Genomic DNA, 19,877 nt, shown 5'->3' with positions numbered 1-19,877 from the left:
GATCGTCTGCGGAACCGTCAAAAGCACCTGCTGGCGAACCAGCGCGGCTTAATCTTCCGGCCCCCGGTCGGCGCGCTGACGGGCAGGGAGAGCGTGGCCTACGCGATCCCTCGAACACGAACAAGCACTTCCGCGACCTGCTGGACAGCGCCCGACTGGAGGACGTTCGCGGCTCGCACATCTTCCGCAAGTCGATGGCCACTCTGATGCACCTGGACGGGGCATCGGACCGGAGAATGCCAACCAAACTAGGGCATCGGAACGTCAGGACCAGTCAGAGCGCCTACGTGTCGCCTGAGACTGTCAGCCAGCCACCGCTACACCCGCTGGACCTGACCCCAGCCGTACCGTCTCAGCTCAGAACGTGGAGTAAAAGTGAACGTGGACCACGATGGTCCAGTTCTACTTTCTCCAGATTGGCGGAACATCAACAGTTTCGGCTCCCCCGACTGGACTCGAACCAGTAACCGTCCGATTAACAGTCGGATGCTCTGCCAATTGAGCTACGGGGGATCGCGACGACAACATTACCAGCGATCCTCGGCGCTCCGGACCGCCGTCCCGGGCCTCAGGGAGTGAGACCGACAACACTTCTGACCCGCGCCTCCAGCTCGGTGGCACGGGCCTCCAGGTCGGCGGGCGCGCGGCGTGCGCCAGAGATGGTGACCTGGGAGAACAGGCTGCCGTCCGGGTTGCGCCGGATCGCGCCCCGGAGCACTCCACCGCTGGGCAGCTGCTCCAGCTCGAGGTGCACCAGTGAGTGGTCCACTCGCTCCTTGACCGCGAAAGTGAAGTCGGAGACGCCCGGGTCCTCCCCCACGGCCAGCACGTCCGGCGGGCTGCCGTCCACCCAGGTGACGGCGAGCTCCTCCGTGTCGGAGTCCATCGTGGCCCGGTCCACCTCGGCCCAGGGGCGGTCGAGCACCGTCTGCTCCTCACCCATCACCAGGAGACGCTCCGTGGTCACCACCGCCCACGAGCCATCACCGAGCTTGCGCACGACCAGCACCCGCGCCTTGGGCGGGATCCGGTCACGGACGGGTTCGGGCAGCTGACGCACTGATCGACGCATGGACACGACGGTAACCCCTCCCGGGCACCCATTACGATTGTGGCGCCGGGGCGATCGCGTGCCGGCGCCGGACGCACCTGTGTCCTGCCCCAGTAGCTCAGCCGGTCAGAGCAGCGGACTCATAATCCGTCGGTCGTGGGTTCAAGCCCCACCTGGGGCACCGTGTGGCGTCCGCGAGTTGCCGGTAGTGGTGGGTCTCAGCCGCCAAACACCCACCACTACTGGCCACTCGCGGCAGGTGGAGGGCGGGCGGGCGGAGTCGCGGGCCCGCGGGGCGCTGGTCACCACCGTTCACGTGGATGCGAAAGCGCCGGCCCTCCCCTGGCGGGGTGGGACCGGCGCTTTCGTCCGGATCGCGCTAGGCCATCAGTTGTTGGCGTAGGCGACGATCTCAGCAGTGTCGGTCGTCCTGGACTGGAGCAGCCAGTAACCTCCCTGGCTGCCCTCCGGGACCTCGAAGACGTAGCTGCCCGTGGCGTTCTCACCCGGAGCAACCTCCGGGAGGCTGTACGCATCGTCCGGCGCCACTGCGCTCGAACCACCGAACTGCTCACCGTTCTCGTCCACGTACGCCATCGCGATGCCGTCGTAGACCGACGCTGCCTCTTCGCCGGTGTTGGTGGCGGTGACGTAGACCGTCACGTAGACCATCCCGTCCGGCGCCTCGGGGTTGCCCTCGTCGATCACCGCCTGGTTGGCGTCCATGTTCGGGTCCTGAACGGTGACGTCCCAGGTGTCATCGACGGTCGCGGTCTCACCGAGAGCCAACTCCTGCGGCGATCCACCGGTGTTCTGGTCGGTGGGCTCGTCGGTCGGCTCGTCCGTGGGCTCATCGGTCGGCTCGTCGGTCGGCTCATCCGTGGGCTCGTCCGTCGGCTCCGTCGTGGTGGGGTCGGTGGTCGGTGGCGGCTCGTCGCCGCCTCCGGTGAGCCTCACGATGCCGAACACCACGAGCGCGATCACCAGTACCGCGGCAACCCAGACGTACCACCGGGAGTACCACGGGGTCGATCCGCCCGGCCCACCGGGCCCACCCGGGCCACCGGGCGGATAGCCGCCGGGGCCGCCCGGCGCTCCATAGCCTGGCTGCTGGCCGAACCCGCCACCTGGCGCGCCGTAGCCTGGCTGCTGGCCCGGCTGCTGACCAGGTGCACCGTAACCCGGCTGCTGGCCCGGCTGCTGGCCCGGCTGCTGACCGGGAGCGCCGTACCCGGGCTGCTGCCCTGGGGCGCCATACCCCGGCTGGCCACCCGCCGGCGGCTGCGCACCGGGCTGCTGGCCCGGAGCGCCGTACCCCGGCTGCTCACCCGGAGCGCCGTACCCCGGCTGCCCGCCCGAGGCGGCACCGAATGCCTGGGTGGGCTGCTCGCCCGGGGCGCCGTAGCCCGGCTGCTGGCCCCCAGAAGCGGCGCCAAAGGCCTGAGTCGGCTGGTCGCCGGATGGGGCACCAAAGCCTTGATCCTGCCCGCCTGGGGCTCCCTGCGGACCGGGCGGCGGCGTGTTTCCTGCTCCCCCGTACGGCTGCTGCTCGTGTGGTCCCTGCGGTTCACTCATACCCGCAGGCTAGAGGAACACCGACGATGACGCACGAACCGCGCCGGGTAGTTCTCCCCACACTTTCGCCAGCTGGCTACGCCGAGTCGTTCAGCTGACGGCGCCGTTCCTCGAGCTGGACGAGGTCCGCGAACGCCTCCGCGTAGGCCGGATCGTTCGGATCCATCCGCTGCAGTCTGCCCTTCACGTCGGCCACCTGACGGGTCATTCCCATCCGCAACAGTGCGGTCAGCACGCCGCGTGCGTAGCCGCCGAGCTCCTCCGCGCGGTCCTGCGGCAACGGCGCCACGGCCAGCTCGGTGACCAGCACTCCCACCGGCCCCTCGGCCAACCCGCGCACCTGCTCCGCCCAGGAGGCTGCCGCCCGTTCGGTCGCGTTCGTTCCCGCTCCGCTCGCGGCCAGCTGCTCGGCGATCTGACCGAACCCCTGCACTCCGCCAGCCGCGCGGATCACATCGTGCACCGCCCGGTGCGCCGGCACCACGAAGGTGTCCGCGCCCAGATCGTCGAAACCGGCCTCCAGGGCGTGCTGCGGTAGCTGCAGCACCACCTCCAGCACCTGCCGTTCCAGCCGCGCCACCGGATCATCGGCATACCGGAGGGCCGCGGCCCGCGCGCCACCGTTCTGCTCCCCGCCACGCCCGGAGGGGCCGTCCCCACCTGGCCCCGGACCTGGGCCAGGACGACCGCCCTGGTGACCTCCGCCGTCGCCGGCTGCTCGAGGCGCCCGTGCTGCCCGGCTGACCGCCTGCCGCACCGACGACTCCTCCATGCCCAGCCACCCCGCCAGCTCCCGGGCGTACTCCCCGCGCAGGGCGTGGTCGCGGATCCGGGCCACCACCGGCGCGGCCACCCGCAGTCCGGACACCCGCCCTTCGGCAGTGTTCAGGTCCACCTGCGCCAGCACGGACCGGATCGCGAACCGGAACAGCGGCTCACGCTCGGCCACCAACGAGCGCACTGCCTCATCACCGCCTGCCTGCCGCAGGTCGCACGGGTCCATCCCGGACGGCTCCACGGCCACAAACGTCTGGGACGCGAACCGTTGGTCCTGCTCGAACGCCCGCAGTGCGGCCTTCTGCCCCGCTGCGTCGCCGTCGAAGGTGAAGATCACCTCACCGCCCACGGCACTACCGGAGGAGAGCATCACCCCTGCCGCCGAGCTGGCGGAGTCCCCGAGCAGCCGGCGCACGATCTTGATGTGATCGGTCCCGAAGGCGGTGCCGCAGGTGGCCACCGCAGTACCGACGCCAGCCAGGTGCATCGCCATCACGTCGGTGTAACCCTCGACCACCACCACGCGGCGGTTCTTCGCGATCTCCCGTTTGGCCAGGTCGATGCCGTAGAGCACCTGGGACTTCTTGTAGATCTGGGTCTCGGGGGTGTTCAGGTACTTCGGTCCGGGGTCGTCGTCGTAGAGCTTGCGCGCCCCGAAGCCGACGACGGCGCCCGCCGGGTCGCGTATCGGCCACACCAGCCGTCCGCGGAACCTGTCGTAGCTGCCGCGCTGGCCCTGGGACAGCAGCCCGGAGGCGGTCAGCTCCTCCTGCGTGAAGTTCTTTGTCCGCAGGTGCCGGCCGAGGTTGTCCCAGCCCTTGGGTGCGTAGCCGATGCCGAACTGCTCGGCCGCACTGCGGTCGAACCCTCGGGCGGTGAGGAAGTCCCGGCCAGTCTGCGCCTCCGGGCTGGCCAGCTGCGCCACGTAGTACTCCGCTGCCACTCGGTGGGCGTCCAGCAGCCGCTGCCGGCGGCCGGCCTCGTGCGGGCTGCGGCGCGGCCCACCGTCGTCCTCGTAGCGCAGCTGCATCCCCGCCTTCGCAGCGAGGGTCTCCACGGCCTCGGTGAAGGTGAGGTGATCGATCTTCTGCACGAACGAGATCACGTCACCACCCTCACCGCAGCCGAAGCAGTGCCACAGCCCCAGGTGCGGGCGGACGTGGAAGGACGGGCTGCGCTCATCGTGGAACGGGCACAGACCCTTCATCGAGCCCACGCCTGCGCTGCGCAGCGTCACGTGCTGGCCGACGATCTCCTCGATCTTGGCCCGTTCGCGGACCGCGGTGATGTCCTCGCGACGAATGAGCCCAGCCATGGCACGAGTGTAGGCCGGATGGGCCGGCGGACTGGCGCTCGTCCACCGACCGGCTACAGCGCGGTGCCGACGTCCGGGCCGCACATCCGGGCGTGCCACTCCAGCGCCGAGAGATCGGTCAGGGACGCCACCTGGTCCACCACCACGCGCAGCCGGATGTCATCATCACTGGCGTGTCCGAAGTCCTCAGCGAACATCTCGGCGAGCGCGATCTCGGCCCGGTCGTACAGCACGGCAACCAGGTCGGTGAGAATAAGGCGTTGGCGCTGGTAGAGCGGTTCGTCCTCACGCGGGGCCATCACATAGGTGGCGGCGATGCCCTTCAGGACGGTGATCTCGGCGAGCACCGAGTCCGGGACCACCACATCGGCGTCGTAGCGCACCAGCCGACCGTCACCGAACTGGGTCCGGGTGGCCTCGGCGGCCGCGCTGCAGAACCGGCCGATCAGCTGGCTGGTCATGTCCTTGAGCCGTGCTTGCCCGCGGCGGGTGCCGTCATAGCGGTGCACCCAGAAGTCGAGCGAGGTGAGCTCCTCGATCGCGGCGTCCAGGACGTCGTCTCCGACCGGTGGGTCATACCACCGGCGCACCAGCGTGATCACCTCGTCCCGCTGCATCTCGCCGGTGATGGTGCTCAGGTCCACCCGGCGGGAGAACACTGCGTCCTCCACGTCGTGCACCGAGTAGGAGATGTCGTCAGCCAGGTCCATCACCTGCGCCTCGATGCACCGCTTCAGTTCCGGCGCCCCCTGCCGCAGCCAGCGGAACACCGGTTCGTCGTCGGTGTACACGCCGAACTTGTGCGTGGTGCTGCCGTCCGCGCGGATCGGCCCGCGGCCGGCGAACCACGGGTACTTGGTGGCGGCGTCCAGGCTGGCACGGGTGAGGTTGAGGCCGACGCCGAGCCCTTCCGGGGTGAACGTCTTCGGTTCCAGCCGGGTGAGCAGCCGCAGGGTCTGCGCATTCCCTTCGAATCCCCCGATTCCCGCGGCCACCTGGTGCAGTGCGGTCTCCCCGTTGTGCCCGAACGGTGGGTGCCCCAGGTCATGGGCGAGGCAGGCGGTGTCCACCACATCGGGGTCGCAGCCGAGGGATTTGCCCAGCTCACGGCCTACCTGGGCCACCTCGAGGGAGTGGGTGAGGCGAGTGCGGGCGAAGTCGTCGGTCCCGGGGCCGAGCACCTGAGTCTTGGCCCCGAGGCGGCGCAGCGCTGAGGAGTGCACGATGCGTGCCCGGTCGCGTTCGAACGGGGTGCGGTGGGCGGACTTGGGTGGTTCTGCGTACCACCGCTCGGTGTCCAGCGCCCCGTAGCCGCTGACCGGCACCTCGTCTCTTGCCACGCGGTCCACCTTAGACGCTGGGCTTGCCGGCTCCGTGCTGGTGCCGCGGCGGGTGCTGGGCGCCGCCGCGGCGGGTGCGGGCCGCACAGCGGCGGGGGCCGGGGGCTGACGCCCACCGGAGCGCCGCAAGTCCCGGCGCCCCCGCGGCTTTTGCCACGCTCGGACCGGGTCACACACAATGGAGGCCGTGACAGCTTCTCAATCTATGCCCCTCGGCACCCTCGACCAGACCACCAGCACCCTGATCCACCGGCCGGCCGGGCCGGACGCGCAGTGGTGGCGCACGGCGGTCATCTATCAGATCTACCCGCGCTCGTTCGCTGATTCCGACGGGGACGGGATGGGCGATCTGCCCGGTATCACCGCGCGGCTGCCCCACCTGGCCAGTCTGGGCGTGGACGCCATCTGGCTGTCCCCCTTCTACACCTCGCCCCAGCACGACGCCGGGTACGACGTGGCCGACTACCGGGAGGTAGATCCCCGGTTCGGCACGCTCGCCGACGCTGACGCGCTGATCGCCCGTGCGCACCAGCTCGGCCTGCGCGTGATCGTTGACCTGGTGCCGAACCACACTTCCGACGAGCACGTCTGGTTCCAGGCGGCGCTGGCCTCCGCTCCCGGCTCGGCCGAGCGCAACCGGTACATCTTCCGCGACGGGCGAGGCACCGACGGCAACGAACCGCCGACCAACTGGGTCAGCACCTTTGGCGGGCGCGCCTGGAGCCGGATCACGAACCCGGATGGCACACCGGGACAGTGGTACCTGCACATGTTCGATACCCATCAGCCGGACCTGAACTGGGAGAACGAGGAGGTCCGTGCGGAGTTCGACGACGTGCTCCGGTTCTGGCTGGACCGCGGTGTGGACGGGTTCCGCGTGGATGTGGCGAACGGACTGATCAAGGACCAGGAGTTCCCGGACTGGGGTATCCGCACCGAGATGGTCAGTGGCCAGGAAGACACTGCCGAGGACGCTGCGGAGGACCACGCCCAGGCGCCGATGTGGGACCAGCCCGGGGTACACGAGGTCTATCGCCGCTGGCGCCAGGTGCTGACCGGCTACGAGGGTGAGCGCGCCCTGGTGGCAGAGGCCTGGGTGGAGAGTCTGGAGTCGCTGGCCCGGTACGTGCGGCCCGACGAGATGCACCAGGCCTTCAACTTCGATTTCCTCTGCACCCCGTGGGACGCTGCCCGGCTCCGGGCCTCGATCACCGGGGGGCTGAACAGCAGCGATGCTGTCGGCGCGCCGACCACCTGGGTGATGTCCAACCACGACGTCGTCCGCGCCAGCTCCCGCCTCGGCCTGGCCGAGACCGGGAAGGGACCGAACGGAATCGGTGCCGAGGATGCGCAGCCCGATGCCGACCTCGGCCTGCGCCGAGCTCGTGCAGCGGCACTGCTGATGCTGGCCCTGCCTGGGTCGGCCTACCTGTACCAGGGTGAGGAGCTCGGGCTGCCCGAGCACACCACGCTCCCGGACGATGTGCGCGAGGACCCCACCTTTCACCGCACCGGCGGTGAGGAGAAGGGCCGCGACGGCTGCCGGGTTCCGCTGCCATGGGAGGCCGACGCTCCTGGGTTCGGCTTCTCCGCCACCGGTGCCACCTGGCTACCGCAGCCGGCGCAGTGGGCCCCGTTTGCGCGCGATGCTCAGGAGGGTGTGCCGGGCTCCACGCTGGAGCTCTACCGCACGGCACTGCGGCTGCGCCGTGACTTCGAGCTCGGCGCGGGCTCGCTGGCGTGGGTGGACGGTCTGCTCGGCGGCGCGGAGTCAGTGCTGGCCGCGCAGAACGGTGAGGTGCTCGCGCTGGTGAATCTGGGCACACACACGGTGCCGATCCCGGAGGACCTGCCCGTGCTGCTGGCCAGTGCGAACCTTCCTCACGCCGACGACGGCGCAGCGCTCCTGGAGCCGGACGTCGCAGTGTGGGTGCAGGTCACCCAGGCGTAACCGCACCGCCCCCGGCGCTACCGCACCGCCCCCGGCAGCGCCCCCGGAGGCACTTTCTCGGCGCGGAGGTTCTACCCGCGGGGCCTCCGCGCCGATGCCGATCGCTGTGGCCCTCGCTCAGCCGGCCACCCGGGCGGGTACGCGAGTTGTGGCTGACCGCTCGGCGCGCGCCAGCTCGACCACCAACACCGCAGCCGCGATCAGGAACAGCGCCCCGTAGGCGACCCGGCCCACCGGCGGCAGATAGAACTGCGGTGCCAGGAGCGCGATCAGCACGCCCAACGGCCACACAGCGCGACCACGTCCGCCGGGCTGGGCCCGCGAGAACGCGAGCGCACAGGAGACTCCGGCGACGGCCAGGAACACCAGGCCGAGAGCGAACATCGTCAGCGCGATCGGCTGGTTGCGCACCTGGTCGACGAGATCGAACGCGGCCGGCTCGATCAGTGCACGGCTACCGATGGCGTGCAGGCCGAATGCCTCCGCGCCGTAGTAGGGCAGCGCAAGAACCGCACCGGCAAGTCCGGTCCACCGCGCCAGCCGCGCAGGTCGGGACTGGTACAGGTCGGCCAGCCGTAGACCTAGGCGCCCGATCGAGGCGATAGCCAGCGCTCCGCACAGGTGCGCGACGACCCACCGGGTCGAGCCGAAGGCCTGCGCTGCCTCGGCCGTCGAGCCGGCGTCACCGTACGGCCGAAGTAGCAGGTAGAGGGCCATGAACACCCCGGCACCCACTGTCGGGGCGAGCAGGTGGCGTGGGGTCCGATCACCCATGAGAGATCTCCAGTCATATTAGTGAGCTCTGCTCTCTGAATGCCAGAGTAGATCCACCACAGACCCAAATACAAGAGCGCCGCTCTCTCAATGTTTCCTGGGCGCCTGAGGAGACCCGCACGGCCGAGTCAGCCGCCGGAGACCGAGGACTCCGCCTCCGCGAGCAGCTGCAACCACGCCTCGTCCATCGCGCGCGACTCGAGCCAGCCCTCCGGCACATGCGGCGTCTTCGGGGTGCCGGCGCGCCCGCGCGGGCCCTCCGCACCCTCTCCCGGGTAGGGCTGAGAGAGGTCGAGGGCGTCGAGGCGTTCGTCCAGCTCGGCCAGCGAGCTGACCAGGCCGAGCTGACGCCGGGCCTCACCCCCGACCACGTAGCCCTTCATGTACCAGGACAGGTGCTTGCGCAGCTCACGCAGCGCCTTCAGCTCGGTCCCGAAGTGCTCGACCATCAGCACCGCGTGTCGCCGGATCACCTCGGCCACTTCGGCCAACCCGGGGCGCACCCGCAGATCCGATCCGGCGAAGCCTGCCACCAGATCGGTGAACAGCCACGGCCGGCCCTGGCAACCGCGGCCCACCACCACGCCGTCGCATCCGGTGTACGACACCATCGCCAACGCATCCTCAGCAGACCAGATATCGCCGTTGCCGAGCACGGGAACTTCGGTGATCTCCTGCTTCAAGGTGGCGATCGCGTCCCAGTGGGCTGTACCGGAGTAGTAGTCGGCGGCCGTGCGGGCGTGCAGGGCGACCGCCGCGACGCCGGCATCCTGGGCACGGCGGGCGGCATCGAGATAGGTGAGGTGATCGGCGTCGATACCCATCCGCATCTTGATCGTCAGCGGCACGTCGCTGCCGCGGGTCTCCTCAGCGGCGGCGGTCACGATCGCGCCGAACAGGTCGCTCTTCCAGGGCAGCACCGCTCCCCCACCCTTGCGGGTGACCTTGGGCACGGGGCAGCCGAAGTTCAGGTCGATATGGTCGGCGCGATCCTCGGTGACCAGCATGCGCACCGCGGCACGGACGGTGGCCGGATCCACACCGTAGAGCTGCACGCTGCGCACCGCCTCGCCGGAGTCGTGGGAGATGATCCGCATGGACTCCGGCGTACGCTCCACCAGGGCCCGCGAGGTGACCATCTCGGCGACATACAGACCAGCGGGCGCCGGGCTCGCCGACAGGTCAGCGGTGCGGTCCTCAGGCAGCCCGGCGGCACCGGCCTCCCGGCACAGTCGCCGAAACGGCGCGTTGGTCACGCCAGCCATCGGCGCGAGCACCACGGGGGTGCCGACGGCGATAGTTCCGATCTGCAGTCCACTCACGGTGCCATTCTCTCAGGCCGTTCCGGGTGCACGGGCAGGTCAGCACCACAGCGTGGAGGCGATGGGGCTCCGCACCGGTGGTCGAACACCAGCACCAGGGCCCTGCCGCCTAACGGAAGTGCGCGCTCAGCTCGCTGATCGAAGTGAACGTCCGTTCCCCGCCCGGCCGGCCGATGATGCGGATGCCGTCGGTGATCGCGGTCCGAAACTGGAACGTGTACCGTGCGCGCGATCCGGCCGCGCGCGAGTAGGGGTATGCGGGCGAGACCTGCTGCCTGGGCACATCACGCCACACTCCTCGGCGTCGCATCTGCACCCGCAGGTCGCTCGCGAACCAGCCGCCGTTGTCGAAGAGGTCGCCGGTGCTATAGACGAGCTCGTTGACCCGCACCGGTCGCGGCCACGTGTATCCCCACCAGCTCGCGTCTTTGCGCTCGTTGTTCCAGTCGTCCTCACTACGTTCCGTCGACTCGTCAGAGAGCACGCTTGCGTCACCGACGTGCAGGCATCGCTGCACCGCCACCGCGCCCGGCAGCAACGCGAGATTTCTCCCATCACGCTCATTGCGCTCCGGGACCGGGTCGGCCGGAGTGACCGAGAGCCGTCGAAGGTTGAAGTTGTACCGGCCCTTCGGTTCGGCCCCGCAGGGGCCGCAGACGTTCGACTGCACCCACATCTGCCGGCCGTCGGCCGAGATGAACTTTGTTGGAATCGTCGGTGTGTAGCCGCCGTGCTTGTCCGGGGTCCAGGCGCCCCCGAAGTCCTTGACCGACTTGCCCCACGGGCCCCACGGTGTGGGCGCGTCGTAGATCATCCACTGGTAGGCGTTCCAGCCCGTCAGGAAGTACCGCTGCAGGGGCCGGTTGTAGACGACGGACCCCTGCGCCAGCGGCAGCAGGTTGTGCGCGCCCTGCTCGGAGAAGATCTCCTGATAGCTGCGCGTCTCGTCGTGCAGTACCGGACGCCGTGCATCGATGTGATGCGACCACGTGGCGTCGCCGGACGGCTGGCGCCCGGTAAAGAACTGCCATTCCGTCCGGTCCTGCACGTGCCGCCGCGAGACCCGGGCGAGGAAGACGTCTTGCGCCTGACGCCAGTTGTGATCGATGCCGTACAGGTACACGTACTCGTCCGGGGCGTCGGCATAGTCCTTGCCGTAGTCAAGGAACATGATCGTGGTGAACACGCCGCCGGAGAACATCGGGCCGCTGGGGTCCCAGGTCCAGGTGCGGCCGTGATCGGTCGAGCGAGAGATGGTCGCGGCCGGCGCGCTGTCGAAGGTGTGCTTGGCGAGGTCCTGCACCGCGACGTACAGCACGCCGTCGACACACGCGATGCCTGTCGGTTTGCGATTGAAGTCTGGGCCGCTCCAGACCGGCGCCACCTCGCCGGCCACCGCGAGCCTGGTTCCCGTCAGGTCGCCCTCCTCGGGCGTCCCCGAGATCCGGTTGATAGCGATGTCCGGCCCGGGTGCCGGGCCGAAGCCCCGGCCGTCACCGTTAGCGGCGTACAGATGGTCGTCCTCGGCCCAGCACGACGGCCACAGGTCGCCCACGCTCGGCACCACGACGGACGCCCGCTCCTCGACCTCCATCGTGGCGAAGACGGTGCTCGGCACAGCAGTCGGTTGCTCGGTCGTCGTGGCCGATCCTGCGAAGGGGATACCGATCGCGGCCAGGCCGGCTCCGAGCGGCACCGAGGTGATCAGGGTACGGCGATCCATTGCTCTGCTCCTCTTCTTGCAGACTTCGGTTGACAGCGGTGACGGGTACGGATGCCTCCGGCGACCTCCGCGACCGCCGTCGTGACAGCGTTCAGGCCTTGATCGCTCCAGCAATGCCCTCCACGAAGTAGCGTTGCAGCACGACGAACAGGATCACCATCGGCAGCAGCGAGATCACCGCGGCGGCGGCCATGCCCGACCAGTCGGTGGAGTTCTCACCGACGAAGGCGAGCATCCCGACCGAGAGCGTGCGCAGGTCTGGCCGGGAGAACGTGAACACCAGGGGCAAGAAGAAGGCGTTCCAGGTCGCCATGAAGGTCATCAGCGTCACCGTCGCAGTCACCGGACCTGCCATCGGGAGCATCACCCGCAAGAAGGTCCGCAGGAAGCCCGCGCCGTCGACGATCGCGGCCTCCTCGAGCTCCCTGGGGAGCTGGTGGAAGTAGCCGACGTACAGCAGGATCGAGGCAACATGTGCCCCTCCCGACATCGCGATGATCATGCCCCACAGCGAGTTGAGCAGGTGGAGGTTCGTCGCCAGGTCGACCACGGGAATGATCGTGTATCCCGTGGGCACGAACAAGGTCGCGACGAGCAGCACCAGAATGAGGCGGCGGCCGTAGAAGCGACGGCGAGCCAGCACGTACCCGGCCATCGCGCACCGCACGACGACGATCACGACCGTGGCGACCGTGACGATCACCGTATTGCGTAGATATCTGCCGAACTGAGCATCCACCCAGGCCCGCGTGAAGTTGGACCACTGCGGGTCCTCCGGGATCAGCCCCAGACCGGCGTCGAAGACCTCCAACGGTGACTTCAGCGCCGCAGAGACCATCCACAGGAACGGGTAGATCCAGGCAGCCAGGATGCAGAGCAGCACCGCGGTACCGAACCAGACGGACAGGGTTCGCCAGGTGAACCGACGTCTGCCGTTCGGAGTCGGTGGGCTGGCGCTGACTCGTGACCGGGAACGCTCGCGCGCCGCGAGCACGGTCGGTGGCGTCGTCGTCATGCCTGCCTCGCTCTCTGCACCGCACGGACCCCGACAAGCTGGAACAGGCCGACCACGAACACGAACAGCCCGAACAGCACGGCAACCGCCGAGGCATAGCCGAGCCGGGGCACGCTCGAGGCGAACGCCTGCTCGTAGATGAAGATCTCCACCACCTGGGTCGCGAAGAACGGACCACCGCCAGTCATCGTCAGCATCAGGTCGAAGACGTGCAGGGTGCTTTCGAGGGTGAGCAGCGTGATGATGATCGTGAAGGGCTTGAGCAGCGGCAGGGTGATCGACCACATCCTGCGAGGCGAAGAGGCCCCGTCAATGCTGGCGGCCTCGTACAGCTCCGTCGGGATCGTCTGCAGCGCCGCCAGCCAGTAGATCAAGGTCTGGCCGAACCACTTCCAGACGAAGACGGCCACCACGGTCCAGAGCGCGGTGCGCGCGTCGCCGAGGAAGTTCACGCCCTCGTCCGTCAGACCAAGTTCGAGCAGAGCACCGTTCACGGGGCCGGACGTCGGATCGAAGATGAACTGCATCACGACACCGACGATGGCCGTCGTCGTCACCACCGGGAGGAAGAAGCCGGTGCGGAAGAACCCCTTCCACGGCATGCGCGGCGAGTTCAGTACCAGCGCGAGCAGGAAACCGGAGAACACCTTGACCGGCACGGCCACCACGGTGAACAGGATCGTCACCTTGAAGGCGTTCCAGAACAGCGGGTCGCTCAGCGCTTCCCGATAGTTGTCCAGCCCGACGAAGGTCTTGATCGCATCGAAGCCGTTCCAGTCGACGAACGAGTACCAGTAGCTGCCCACGATCGGGTACACGGTGAACACGCCATACAGCACGATCGTCGGCAGCAGGAACGCGTACGCCCACAGCTCGGTACGCCGGACGCGCCGATGGCGCGCGGAGAGAGCGGGGACGCTCACGCAGACTCCCGCGGTGGCGCGTCGGTGCCGAAGGTGGCGGGATCGTAGATCTGCTCCGGCGCCATACCCGCCCGGGCCTCGGCCTGCGGGCGTTGTGCCGCGATCTCCTCGGCGAAGGCAGTGGCCCTCTCGAGCAGTGCGTCGAACTCGTCCGGGAACAGCGAACGCAGGTTGTAGCACTCCTGCGGATCACGCTCCAGGTCGAACAACTGCGGCAGCTCGCGGCGGTCCTTGGTGGGGAACCGGTCCAGATGGAGCTTCCACCGCCCCCGGCGCACCGCGTTGAGCGACCAGTTGCTGAGGAAGAACAGCGAGCGGTCCTGCCCGGCCGTACCGCCGGTGAGCAGGGCGCTGATGTCGATCCCGTCGATGTCGGCGGGCGGGGTGGTGCCCGCGAGCGCGGCGAACGTCGGAAGCAGGTCGATAAAGCAGCCCAGCCCCTCGACGCGCCGCCCCTCCTCGATGACGCCCGGCCAGCGGGCGACGAACGGCATCTTGATGCCACCCTCGTAGGTGTCGATCTTGCGGCCTCGCAGCCCACCGGTGCCGCCCTCGAACCACGGCCCATTGTCGCTGGTGAAGATCACCACGGTGTCCTCGGCTAGGCCTCGCTGCTCGAGATGGTCCAGCAGCCGGCCGACGTGGTGATCGATGCACTCAACCGTGTCGCCATAGGTGCCGGCATCGGACGTGCCACGGAAGCTCTCTTCCACATGCAGCGGGATGTGCGGCATCGTGTGCGGGAGGTAGACGAAGAACGGCTGGTCCCCCGCGGCGTCGATGAAGTCGATCGCCTCATCGGTATAACGCCGGGTGAGCATCGTCTGGTCGACGGGCTCGGGCAGCTCCTGGTCGTCGACCCAGAGCCGGAGCGGGTGCATGTCGTTGCTGTAGGGAAGCCCGACGAACCGGTCGAACCCGTGTCGGCGTGGATGATGGTCCGCACGCGCCCCCAGGTGCCACTTGCCGAAGATCCCGCAGCGGTAGCCCGCGTGCGCGAGCATCTCCGCGACCGTCGTCTCCTCGCCCGAGAGTCCCAGCGGTTCCTCGGGAAAGATGACCCGCGGCAGCCCGACCCGTTGCGCGTAGCGGCCGGTCATCAGCCCGGCTCTCGAGGGCGTGCAGGTCGGCGCCGGCGCATACATGTTGCTGAAGAGCGCGCCATCACGGGCCAAGCTGTCGATGCGGGGGGTGCGTACGAGCGAGGATCCGGTGCAGCTGAGGTCGCCGTAGCCGAGGTCGTCGGCGACGATCAGCACGATGTGAGGACGGCGGCCCGCCGTGGGTGCGGTCTCGGTCATGGTGGCTGCGCGATGGGACATCTGTGCCTTTCGTCTGCGGTGCTCGTCTCGGCCAGTCAAAGGAGCAGGGGCGAACTAGCCGGTCTGGGTGGTGTAGTCGGCGCCGGGCTGCCAGTCGATGAAGCTCCAGTCCTCGACGCTGGCCACGGCCCCCTTCTGGGCTGCTGCCTCGATTGCGCGGTCCCGCTCGGTCGACAGTGCGGAGTCGAGCTCGGTCAGCGCCCGCCTGGCATCGGTGATCTGTCCCGAGAACAAGCCCTCCACGATGTCCCCGAAGTCCGGCTGAACCGGGCGGGTCTGGCTGGAGACGGTGACGACCGCGGGGTTGCGGACCGAGGGGATCGGGCCGAGGTGGACCTGCTGGGCGTTCCAGTCCTGCGCCTGCGCATACGCGGGCAGCACCTCGGCTGACTTCACCGCGTCGAGCAGCAAGGGTGGCCTGCCCATCATGGCTGCGAGGCGCACGAAGTAGTCCTCGGTGCAGAAGGTGTCGAGCAGCTGACCGACGGCATCCTGGTTCTCCGACTCCTGGCTGAGCCAGAACATCCCACCCGTGGCGTTGCAGTACATCTGCGGGGGCGTCCCCTTGTCGGGGACGAGCACGTTGCCCACGCGAAGCTCCCCCGCCACCTCCTCGGCCTGGTTCTTCACCACACCCGCCACGTGCGAGTCGTTGATATGGAACGCCGCCTCACCGGCAGCCCAGCGGGTGATCGCGGGCGAGTCCTTGAGCTGGACCGAGCCCGGCAGCATCAGCTGGTCTTGCTTCAGCGACAGCAGGAACTCGAGCACGGTGAGGTACGGATCGGACGCGAACGAGAACTCACCGGTCCGGTAGTCGAGGCCGTTGGCGCCCTGAAAACCGGCGGCCTGCACGAGATTATTGATGTTGCTGCCCATGTGGTCGATCGCACCGAGCTTGGCCATCCAGCCCTGGACGCTGCCCCCGCTGCTCTGCACCACGGCCCGGCACGCCTGCCGGAACTCGTCGTAGGTCTCGGGTGGGGAGTCTGGGTCCAGGCCTGCCTCCTCCACGGTGGAGGACAGGTACCAGGTGTAGGCGTTGCCATCGCGTGCCGAGAAGATGGGCAGGCTGTACTGCGCGCCGTCGAAGGCCGTGATGCCTGGCAGCTTGGCCTCCTCGGGCAGGAGGTCCACAGACGCGTCGGACAACGGCAGCGCCGCGAACCACCCTTGTTCGAACAGGGTGGCTGCAGGCAGTTCCAGACCGCCGAGGGCGAACACGTCCGGCATCTGTCCGCTCTGCTTGGCCAGCTGCAGTGCCTGCCCCAGGCCTGGAGCGTCGTAGTCGGAGTACTCGACCTGCATCCCTGCACTGGAGGTGAACGCCTCGAACATCTCCATGCTCAGCGGCCGCGGCGCCATCAGGTGGTCCCGCCAGGTGATCTTGTCCGCTCCGCCAGTCGGCTCGGACTGCGAGCACCCGGCCAGGGCGAACAAGCCGGCACTGGCCGCGAGCAGCGAACGTCTAGTCACGATGGATCGCGAAGGCATCTTTGTCTCCCTTGTTTACCTACCGAGTACTCGGTAGGTTATGGGGACTCGGCACGATTTAGCAAGCGGGTACCCGTTGCCGGCCGCGAGCACCGAGACGTCCATGCCCATCGAACGGCCCCGAACGGCCGCTCACCGACCGATAGGGTCCATACATGGAGTCGCGTTCTGCCCGAGGAAAGACCGCTAAGGGACAGCAGACACGGGACCGGATCGTCGCCGAGGCCACCCGGATCTTCGCCCGAGACGGGTACAGATCCGGCTCCCTGCAGCGAATCGCCGAGGCGTGCGGGCTCACCCAACAGGGACTGCTGCACTACTTCCGTTCCAAGGCCGACCTGCTGCAGGCCGTCGTCGAGGTGCGCGAGGAAGAGACCGCCGCTCACGTCCAGGCCGCCGCTGCGCACGAAGACGAGGTCGACGGATTCGTCGACGGCGTGCGCCACAACGCCAAGACCCCGCACCTAGTCGAGCTGATGACCGTACTGTCAGCCGAGAGCACCAGCCCGGATCATCCGACCAACCAGTGGTTTACGGACCGGTACGACCGCCTTGTCGCCCGGATCGCGGCCGGGATCACGCTCGAGCAGTCTGCTGGGCGCTGGGCCTCGTCCGCGGATCCTGTGACCGCGGCCCGGCTGGTCGTGGCTATTGCCGACGGGCTCCGGCTGCAGCGCCTCCTGGGGCACCCCGAGCTGGACCACGCCCAGGTCCTCGCCGACACGGTCTTCTGGCTTCGCACCGGCTCACCGCCGGAATGAGGTGTCACCGCGGCCAGCCGAGTCAGGATCGCTGAAGGAGTCCTCGGTAGGCGGCGAGCGTCCGCTCCGCCATCAGCGCCCAGGTATGTCGCCGAGCATGGACGAGGCCTCCCTCGGCAACCCGGCGGGCTTCGGCCGGGTCCCGGAGCAGACCGGTCACCGCATCGGCCCAGAGTTGTGGGTCGCGGTGGTGCAACACGAGGCCGGTCTCGCCGTGCCGGACCGCTTCCACCAGCCCACCGGCGGCGGCAGCGACCACCGGCACACCACTTGCCGAGGCTTCCAGCACGGTGAGGCCGTAGGTCTCCGAGTGTGACGGATTGAGGAAGAGCCGCGCTCCGGCCATCAACCGGGCCAGCTCATCCCGGTCGCGTGCGCCGACGAAGCGGACCCGCTCCGCCACACCGCGGTCGGCCACCAACTGGTGCAGGCCAGCGACGTAGTCGTCGAACCCGCTGGTCGCGCCACCGGAGATGATCAGCTCGCCCACCAGCGCCGGGTCGATCCGGGCCAACGTCTCGATCGCCAGATCGGCGCCCTTGAGCGGCTCCAGCCGGGCGGCCATGAGCAGGTAGTCCGCCCCGGGCCTGGCGGCACGCCCTGGGTGGAACTGACGGGTGTCCACCCCTGGCGGGATCACGGTGACCCGGCCGCGGCTGGCACCCAGACGGTCGACAATGATGTCCCGTTCAGCGGCGCTGACCGCGTGCAGCGCATCGGCCTGGCTCGCCAGCGCCTCCTCGGCGGCGAGCCGTCCCGGCGACTCCGGCCGCTCGCCCGCACTGAGCGGGGTGTGCGGGGCAGCCGCGATGCTGTGCAGGGACTGCACCAGCGGCGCGCCCCAGGCGGCGGCAGCCGCTTGCGCCGCCACGCCGGAGTACCAGTGATGGGCGTGCACCAGGTCGTACGCCGGTAGCGCGCCGAGGGCCTTGGCGAACTCGGGCACCAGCGCTTCGTGCGCGCTCTTCGGCAGCACTTCAGCTGGTCCGGCGTCCAGGTGCCGCAGCCGCACACCCGGGTCGAGCTCGATGCTGGCGGGCGCCTCGGGGTCGGTGCGGCGGGTAAGGATCTCGACGGCGGAACCTAGGCGGGCGAGCTCGCGGCTCAGCTGGCGGATGACGACGTTCATCCCGCCCACATCACCGGCCCCCGGTGCAGCACCCGGGGAGGTGTGCACGCTGATCATCGCGACGCGCAGGGACACCACGTCAGTCTACGAACGGCCTCGTCAGCGCGTGGCTCCGTCCACCTAGCGGGCCCGGCACCTGCGCGGGTACCGCGGGTCAGTGCCTGAGGACCTTCGCACGTCAGCGGTCGCTGCCAGCCGCTCCGCCGGTCAGTTCCGCGTCCCCGTCGCCCGCTGTCGTGCTACTCGCGCCCGACGCTGCGCCGCGGGTGCGCACCAGCAGGGCCGCGAGCGCGGTGGTCGCCGGGATGGCTAGCACCAGTCCGATCGAGGAGACCAGGGTGCGCACGAGCTCCTCGGCGATCTCCCCGGCAGTCAGCGTCGAGCCCAGCGTGCGGTCGTACAGCATCACCAGCATCAGAGTTGGCAGCGCAGCTCCGACGTAGGCGAACGCGAGCGTGTACACCGTGGAGGCGATGTGGTCCCGGCCGATCCGCATCGCCCGGGAGAACAGCCTCCGCCGCGGCGCATGCGGGGACTCGGAGTGCAGCTCCCAGACGGCCGAGGCCTGCGTGATGGTCACGTCATTGAGAGCACCGAGGCCGGCTATCACGATCCCGCAGAGCAGTAGCTCGCGCACCCCGACCCCGGGCAGCATGGCGTTCATCATGATCGACGCGTCCGAGCTACCGCCGGACAGCTCGGCGGCGCTGGTAGACCAGGCAGCCAGCAGCGTGGTGATCGCCAGACCGACGAAGGTACCGAGCAGCGCGGTGGTGGTCCGAATCGAGACGCCATGGGCCAGATAGACGGCGATGAACATCATCGCGCTCGCCCCTACCAAGGTGATCGGTAACGGCGGTCCCCCGGCCATCAGCGCAGGCAGGAGGAACACCACGACGACACCCATCGAGGCGAGCAGGCCGACGATCGCCATCAGCCCGCGCACCCGCGCCACGGCGAGCACCACGAGCAGATACACGCCGGCGAGCAGCAGCAACGGAAGGTCGCGAACGAAGTCCACGAACACGTACGGGCTGCCTGATCCCATCGCACTGGCGGTGAAGAACACCCGGATCTGGTCGCCCGCATCCACCCCGCCGGCCATGATCTCCGGCGGCACCTGCACCGGGACCACGTCCCCGGAGCCGTCCTCCAGCTCGGCGCGGATCTCCTTGCCGGTCTCCCCGGTGACCTCCACCACCTCGGCCAGCACGAACTGTGACCCCTCGAACGGGCTCGGCTGCGAACCGACCGGGGTGTCGCCACGCGGCCAGAGCACGGCGAGGCCGATCAGCGTGGCGAGCAGCAGCGGGATGGTGATCCCGGCCAGCACGCGCCGGACCCGGCGTGCGGGTCCGGCGGCCAGCTCTACTGAGCTGTGCCCGGCGTGCTTGTGGCCCACTCG

The 19,877-nt window shown here is 69.0% G+C and carries 15 protein-coding genes and 2 tRNA genes; 3 read left to right on the top strand and 14 right to left on the bottom strand.

Annotated elements, in window-relative coordinates:
- Positions 1-440: 440 nt before the first annotated feature.
- A tRNA-Asn gene (locus FU260_RS10225) sits at positions 441-513 on the bottom strand.
- Positions 514-568: 55 nt separating this feature from the next.
- Entirely contained in the window at positions 569-1,072 is a 504-nt protein-coding gene (locus FU260_RS10220) for a hypothetical protein (RefSeq protein ID WP_147916967.1), read from the bottom strand.
- Positions 1,073-1,158: 86 nt separating this feature from the next.
- Here FU260_RS10220 and FU260_RS10215 point away from each other — a divergent pair.
- Positions 1,159-1,232 (top strand) — tRNA-Ile (locus tag FU260_RS10215).
- A gap of 206 nt (positions 1,233-1,438) precedes the next feature.
- Here FU260_RS10215 and FU260_RS23575 read toward each other — a convergent pair.
- The 3 genes from FU260_RS23575 to FU260_RS10200 form a co-directional block, all read right to left on the bottom strand.
- Positions 1,439-2,626 (bottom strand): DUF4352 domain-containing protein, encoded by a 1,188-nt coding sequence (locus tag FU260_RS23575; RefSeq protein ID WP_168211725.1) that lies wholly within the window; start codon positions 2,624-2,626, stop codon positions 1,439-1,441.
- 76 nt (positions 2,627-2,702) lie between these two features.
- The gene (dnaG, locus tag FU260_RS10205; protein ID WP_147916965.1) at positions 2,703-4,718 is read right to left on the bottom strand and encodes a DNA primase; all 2,016 of its coding nucleotides are present in this window, start codon (positions 4,716-4,718) and stop codon (positions 2,703-2,705) included.
- Positions 4,719-4,771: 53 nt separating this feature from the next.
- Positions 4,772-6,058 carry a deoxyguanosinetriphosphate triphosphohydrolase gene (locus tag FU260_RS10200; RefSeq protein ID WP_235912189.1) on the bottom strand — a complete coding sequence of 429 codons (1,287 nt, stop codon included), beginning with the start codon at positions 6,056-6,058 and terminating at the stop codon, positions 4,772-4,774.
- A gap of 178 nt (positions 6,059-6,236) precedes the next feature.
- Here FU260_RS10200 and FU260_RS10195 point away from each other — a divergent pair, with 178 nt between their 5' ends.
- The gene (locus tag FU260_RS10195; RefSeq protein WP_235912188.1) at positions 6,237-8,009 is read left to right on the top strand and encodes a glycoside hydrolase family 13 protein; all 1,773 of its coding nucleotides are present in this window, start codon (positions 6,237-6,239) and stop codon (positions 8,007-8,009) included.
- 117 nt (positions 8,010-8,126) lie between these two features.
- On the opposite strand, the gene FU260_RS10190 is transcribed toward FU260_RS10195, so the two are convergent.
- From FU260_RS10190 to FU260_RS10160, 7 genes are all read right to left on the bottom strand, one after another.
- Positions 8,127-8,783, bottom strand: coding sequence for a hypothetical protein (locus FU260_RS10190; RefSeq protein ID WP_147916963.1), 657 nt, complete (start codon positions 8,781-8,783; stop codon positions 8,127-8,129).
- Positions 8,784-8,911: 128 nt separating this feature from the next.
- The gene (gene dusB / locus FU260_RS10185; RefSeq protein ID WP_147916962.1) at positions 8,912-10,105 is read right to left on the bottom strand and encodes a tRNA dihydrouridine synthase DusB; all 1,194 of its coding nucleotides are present in this window, start codon (positions 10,103-10,105) and stop codon (positions 8,912-8,914) included.
- 109 nt (positions 10,106-10,214) lie between these two features.
- Positions 10,215-11,828: a DUF4185 domain-containing protein gene (locus FU260_RS10180; RefSeq protein ID WP_147916961.1), complete on the bottom strand. Its 1,614-nt coding sequence runs from the start codon at positions 11,826-11,828 to the stop codon at positions 10,215-10,217.
- 91 nt (positions 11,829-11,919) lie between these two features.
- Positions 11,920-12,843: a carbohydrate ABC transporter permease gene (locus FU260_RS10175; RefSeq protein WP_147916960.1), complete on the bottom strand. Its 924-nt coding sequence runs from the start codon at positions 12,841-12,843 to the stop codon at positions 11,920-11,922.
- Complete coding sequence (locus FU260_RS10170) at positions 12,840-13,766, bottom strand: carbohydrate ABC transporter permease (protein ID WP_147916959.1); 927 nt, start codon at positions 13,764-13,766, stop codon at positions 12,840-12,842. The genes FU260_RS10175 and FU260_RS10170 overlap by 4 nt, the downstream gene beginning before the upstream one ends.
- A complete protein-coding gene (locus tag FU260_RS10165) occupies positions 13,763-15,067 on the bottom strand; it encodes a sulfatase family protein (protein WP_168211724.1) in 1,305 nt (434 codons plus the stop codon). Before FU260_RS10165 ends, FU260_RS10170 begins: the two co-directional genes overlap by 4 nt.
- A gap of 75 nt (positions 15,068-15,142) precedes the next feature.
- Positions 15,143-16,582 carry an ABC transporter substrate-binding protein gene (locus tag FU260_RS10160; protein ID WP_147916957.1) on the bottom strand — a complete coding sequence of 480 codons (1,440 nt, stop codon included), beginning with the start codon at positions 16,580-16,582 and terminating at the stop codon, positions 15,143-15,145.
- A gap of 155 nt (positions 16,583-16,737) precedes the next feature.
- Between FU260_RS10160 and FU260_RS10155 the strand changes: the two genes are divergently transcribed.
- The gene (locus tag FU260_RS10155) at positions 16,738-17,343 is read left to right on the top strand and encodes a TetR/AcrR family transcriptional regulator (RefSeq protein ID WP_147916956.1); all 606 of its coding nucleotides are present in this window, start codon (positions 16,738-16,740) and stop codon (positions 17,341-17,343) included.
- A gap of 22 nt (positions 17,344-17,365) precedes the next feature.
- On the opposite strand, the gene FU260_RS10150 is transcribed toward FU260_RS10155, so the two are convergent.
- Positions 17,366-18,547 (bottom strand): glycosyltransferase, encoded by a 1,182-nt coding sequence (locus FU260_RS10150; protein ID WP_147916955.1) that lies wholly within the window; start codon positions 18,545-18,547, stop codon positions 17,366-17,368.
- Between the two features lie 103 nt (positions 18,548-18,650).
- The gene (locus FU260_RS10145; RefSeq protein ID WP_147916954.1) at positions 18,651-19,874 is read right to left on the bottom strand and encodes a YibE/F family protein; all 1,224 of its coding nucleotides are present in this window, start codon (positions 19,872-19,874) and stop codon (positions 18,651-18,653) included.
- Positions 19,875-19,877 lie beyond the last annotated feature (3 nt).

Source organism: Ruania zhangjianzhongii (assembly GCF_008000995.1).
GTDB lineage: Bacteria > Actinomycetota > Actinomycetes > Actinomycetales > Beutenbergiaceae > Ruania > Ruania zhangjianzhongii.
Note: the sequence above shows the minus strand (reverse complement) of the source record. Positions and strands in the feature narration are given on the sequence as shown.

Excerpts from the sequence above, each read along its gene's own strand:
- FU260_RS10220 (WP_147916967.1), bottom strand. The coding sequence starts at position 1,072 with ATGCGTCGATCAGTGCGTCAGCTGCCCGAACCCGTCCGTGACCGGATC.
- FU260_RS23575 (WP_168211725.1), bottom strand. The coding sequence starts at position 2,626 with ATGAGTGAACCGCAGGGACCACACGAGCAGCAGCCGTACGGGGGAGCA.
- dnaG (WP_147916965.1), bottom strand. The coding sequence starts at position 4,718 with ATGGCTGGGCTCATTCGTCGCGAGGACATCACCGCGGTCCGCGAACGG.
- FU260_RS10195 (WP_235912188.1), top strand. The coding sequence starts at position 6,237 with ATGGAGGCCGTGACAGCTTCTCAATCTATGCCCCTCGGCACCCTCGAC.
- FU260_RS10190 (WP_147916963.1), bottom strand. The coding sequence starts at position 8,783 with ATGGGTGATCGGACCCCACGCCACCTGCTCGCCCCGACAGTGGGTGCC.
- FU260_RS10180 (WP_147916961.1), bottom strand. The coding sequence starts at position 11,828 with ATGGATCGCCGTACCCTGATCACCTCGGTGCCGCTCGGAGCCGGCCTG.
- FU260_RS10175 (WP_147916960.1), bottom strand. The coding sequence starts at position 12,843 with ATGACGACGACGCCACCGACCGTGCTCGCGGCGCGCGAGCGTTCCCGG.
- FU260_RS10165 (WP_168211724.1), bottom strand. The coding sequence starts at position 15,067 with ATGACCGAGACCGCACCCACGGCGGGCCGCCGTCCTCACATCGTGCTG.
- FU260_RS10160 (WP_147916957.1), bottom strand. The coding sequence starts at position 16,582 with ATGCCTTCGCGATCCATCGTGACTAGACGTTCGCTGCTCGCGGCCAGT.
- FU260_RS10155 (WP_147916956.1), top strand. The coding sequence starts at position 16,738 with ATGGAGTCGCGTTCTGCCCGAGGAAAGACCGCTAAGGGACAGCAGACA.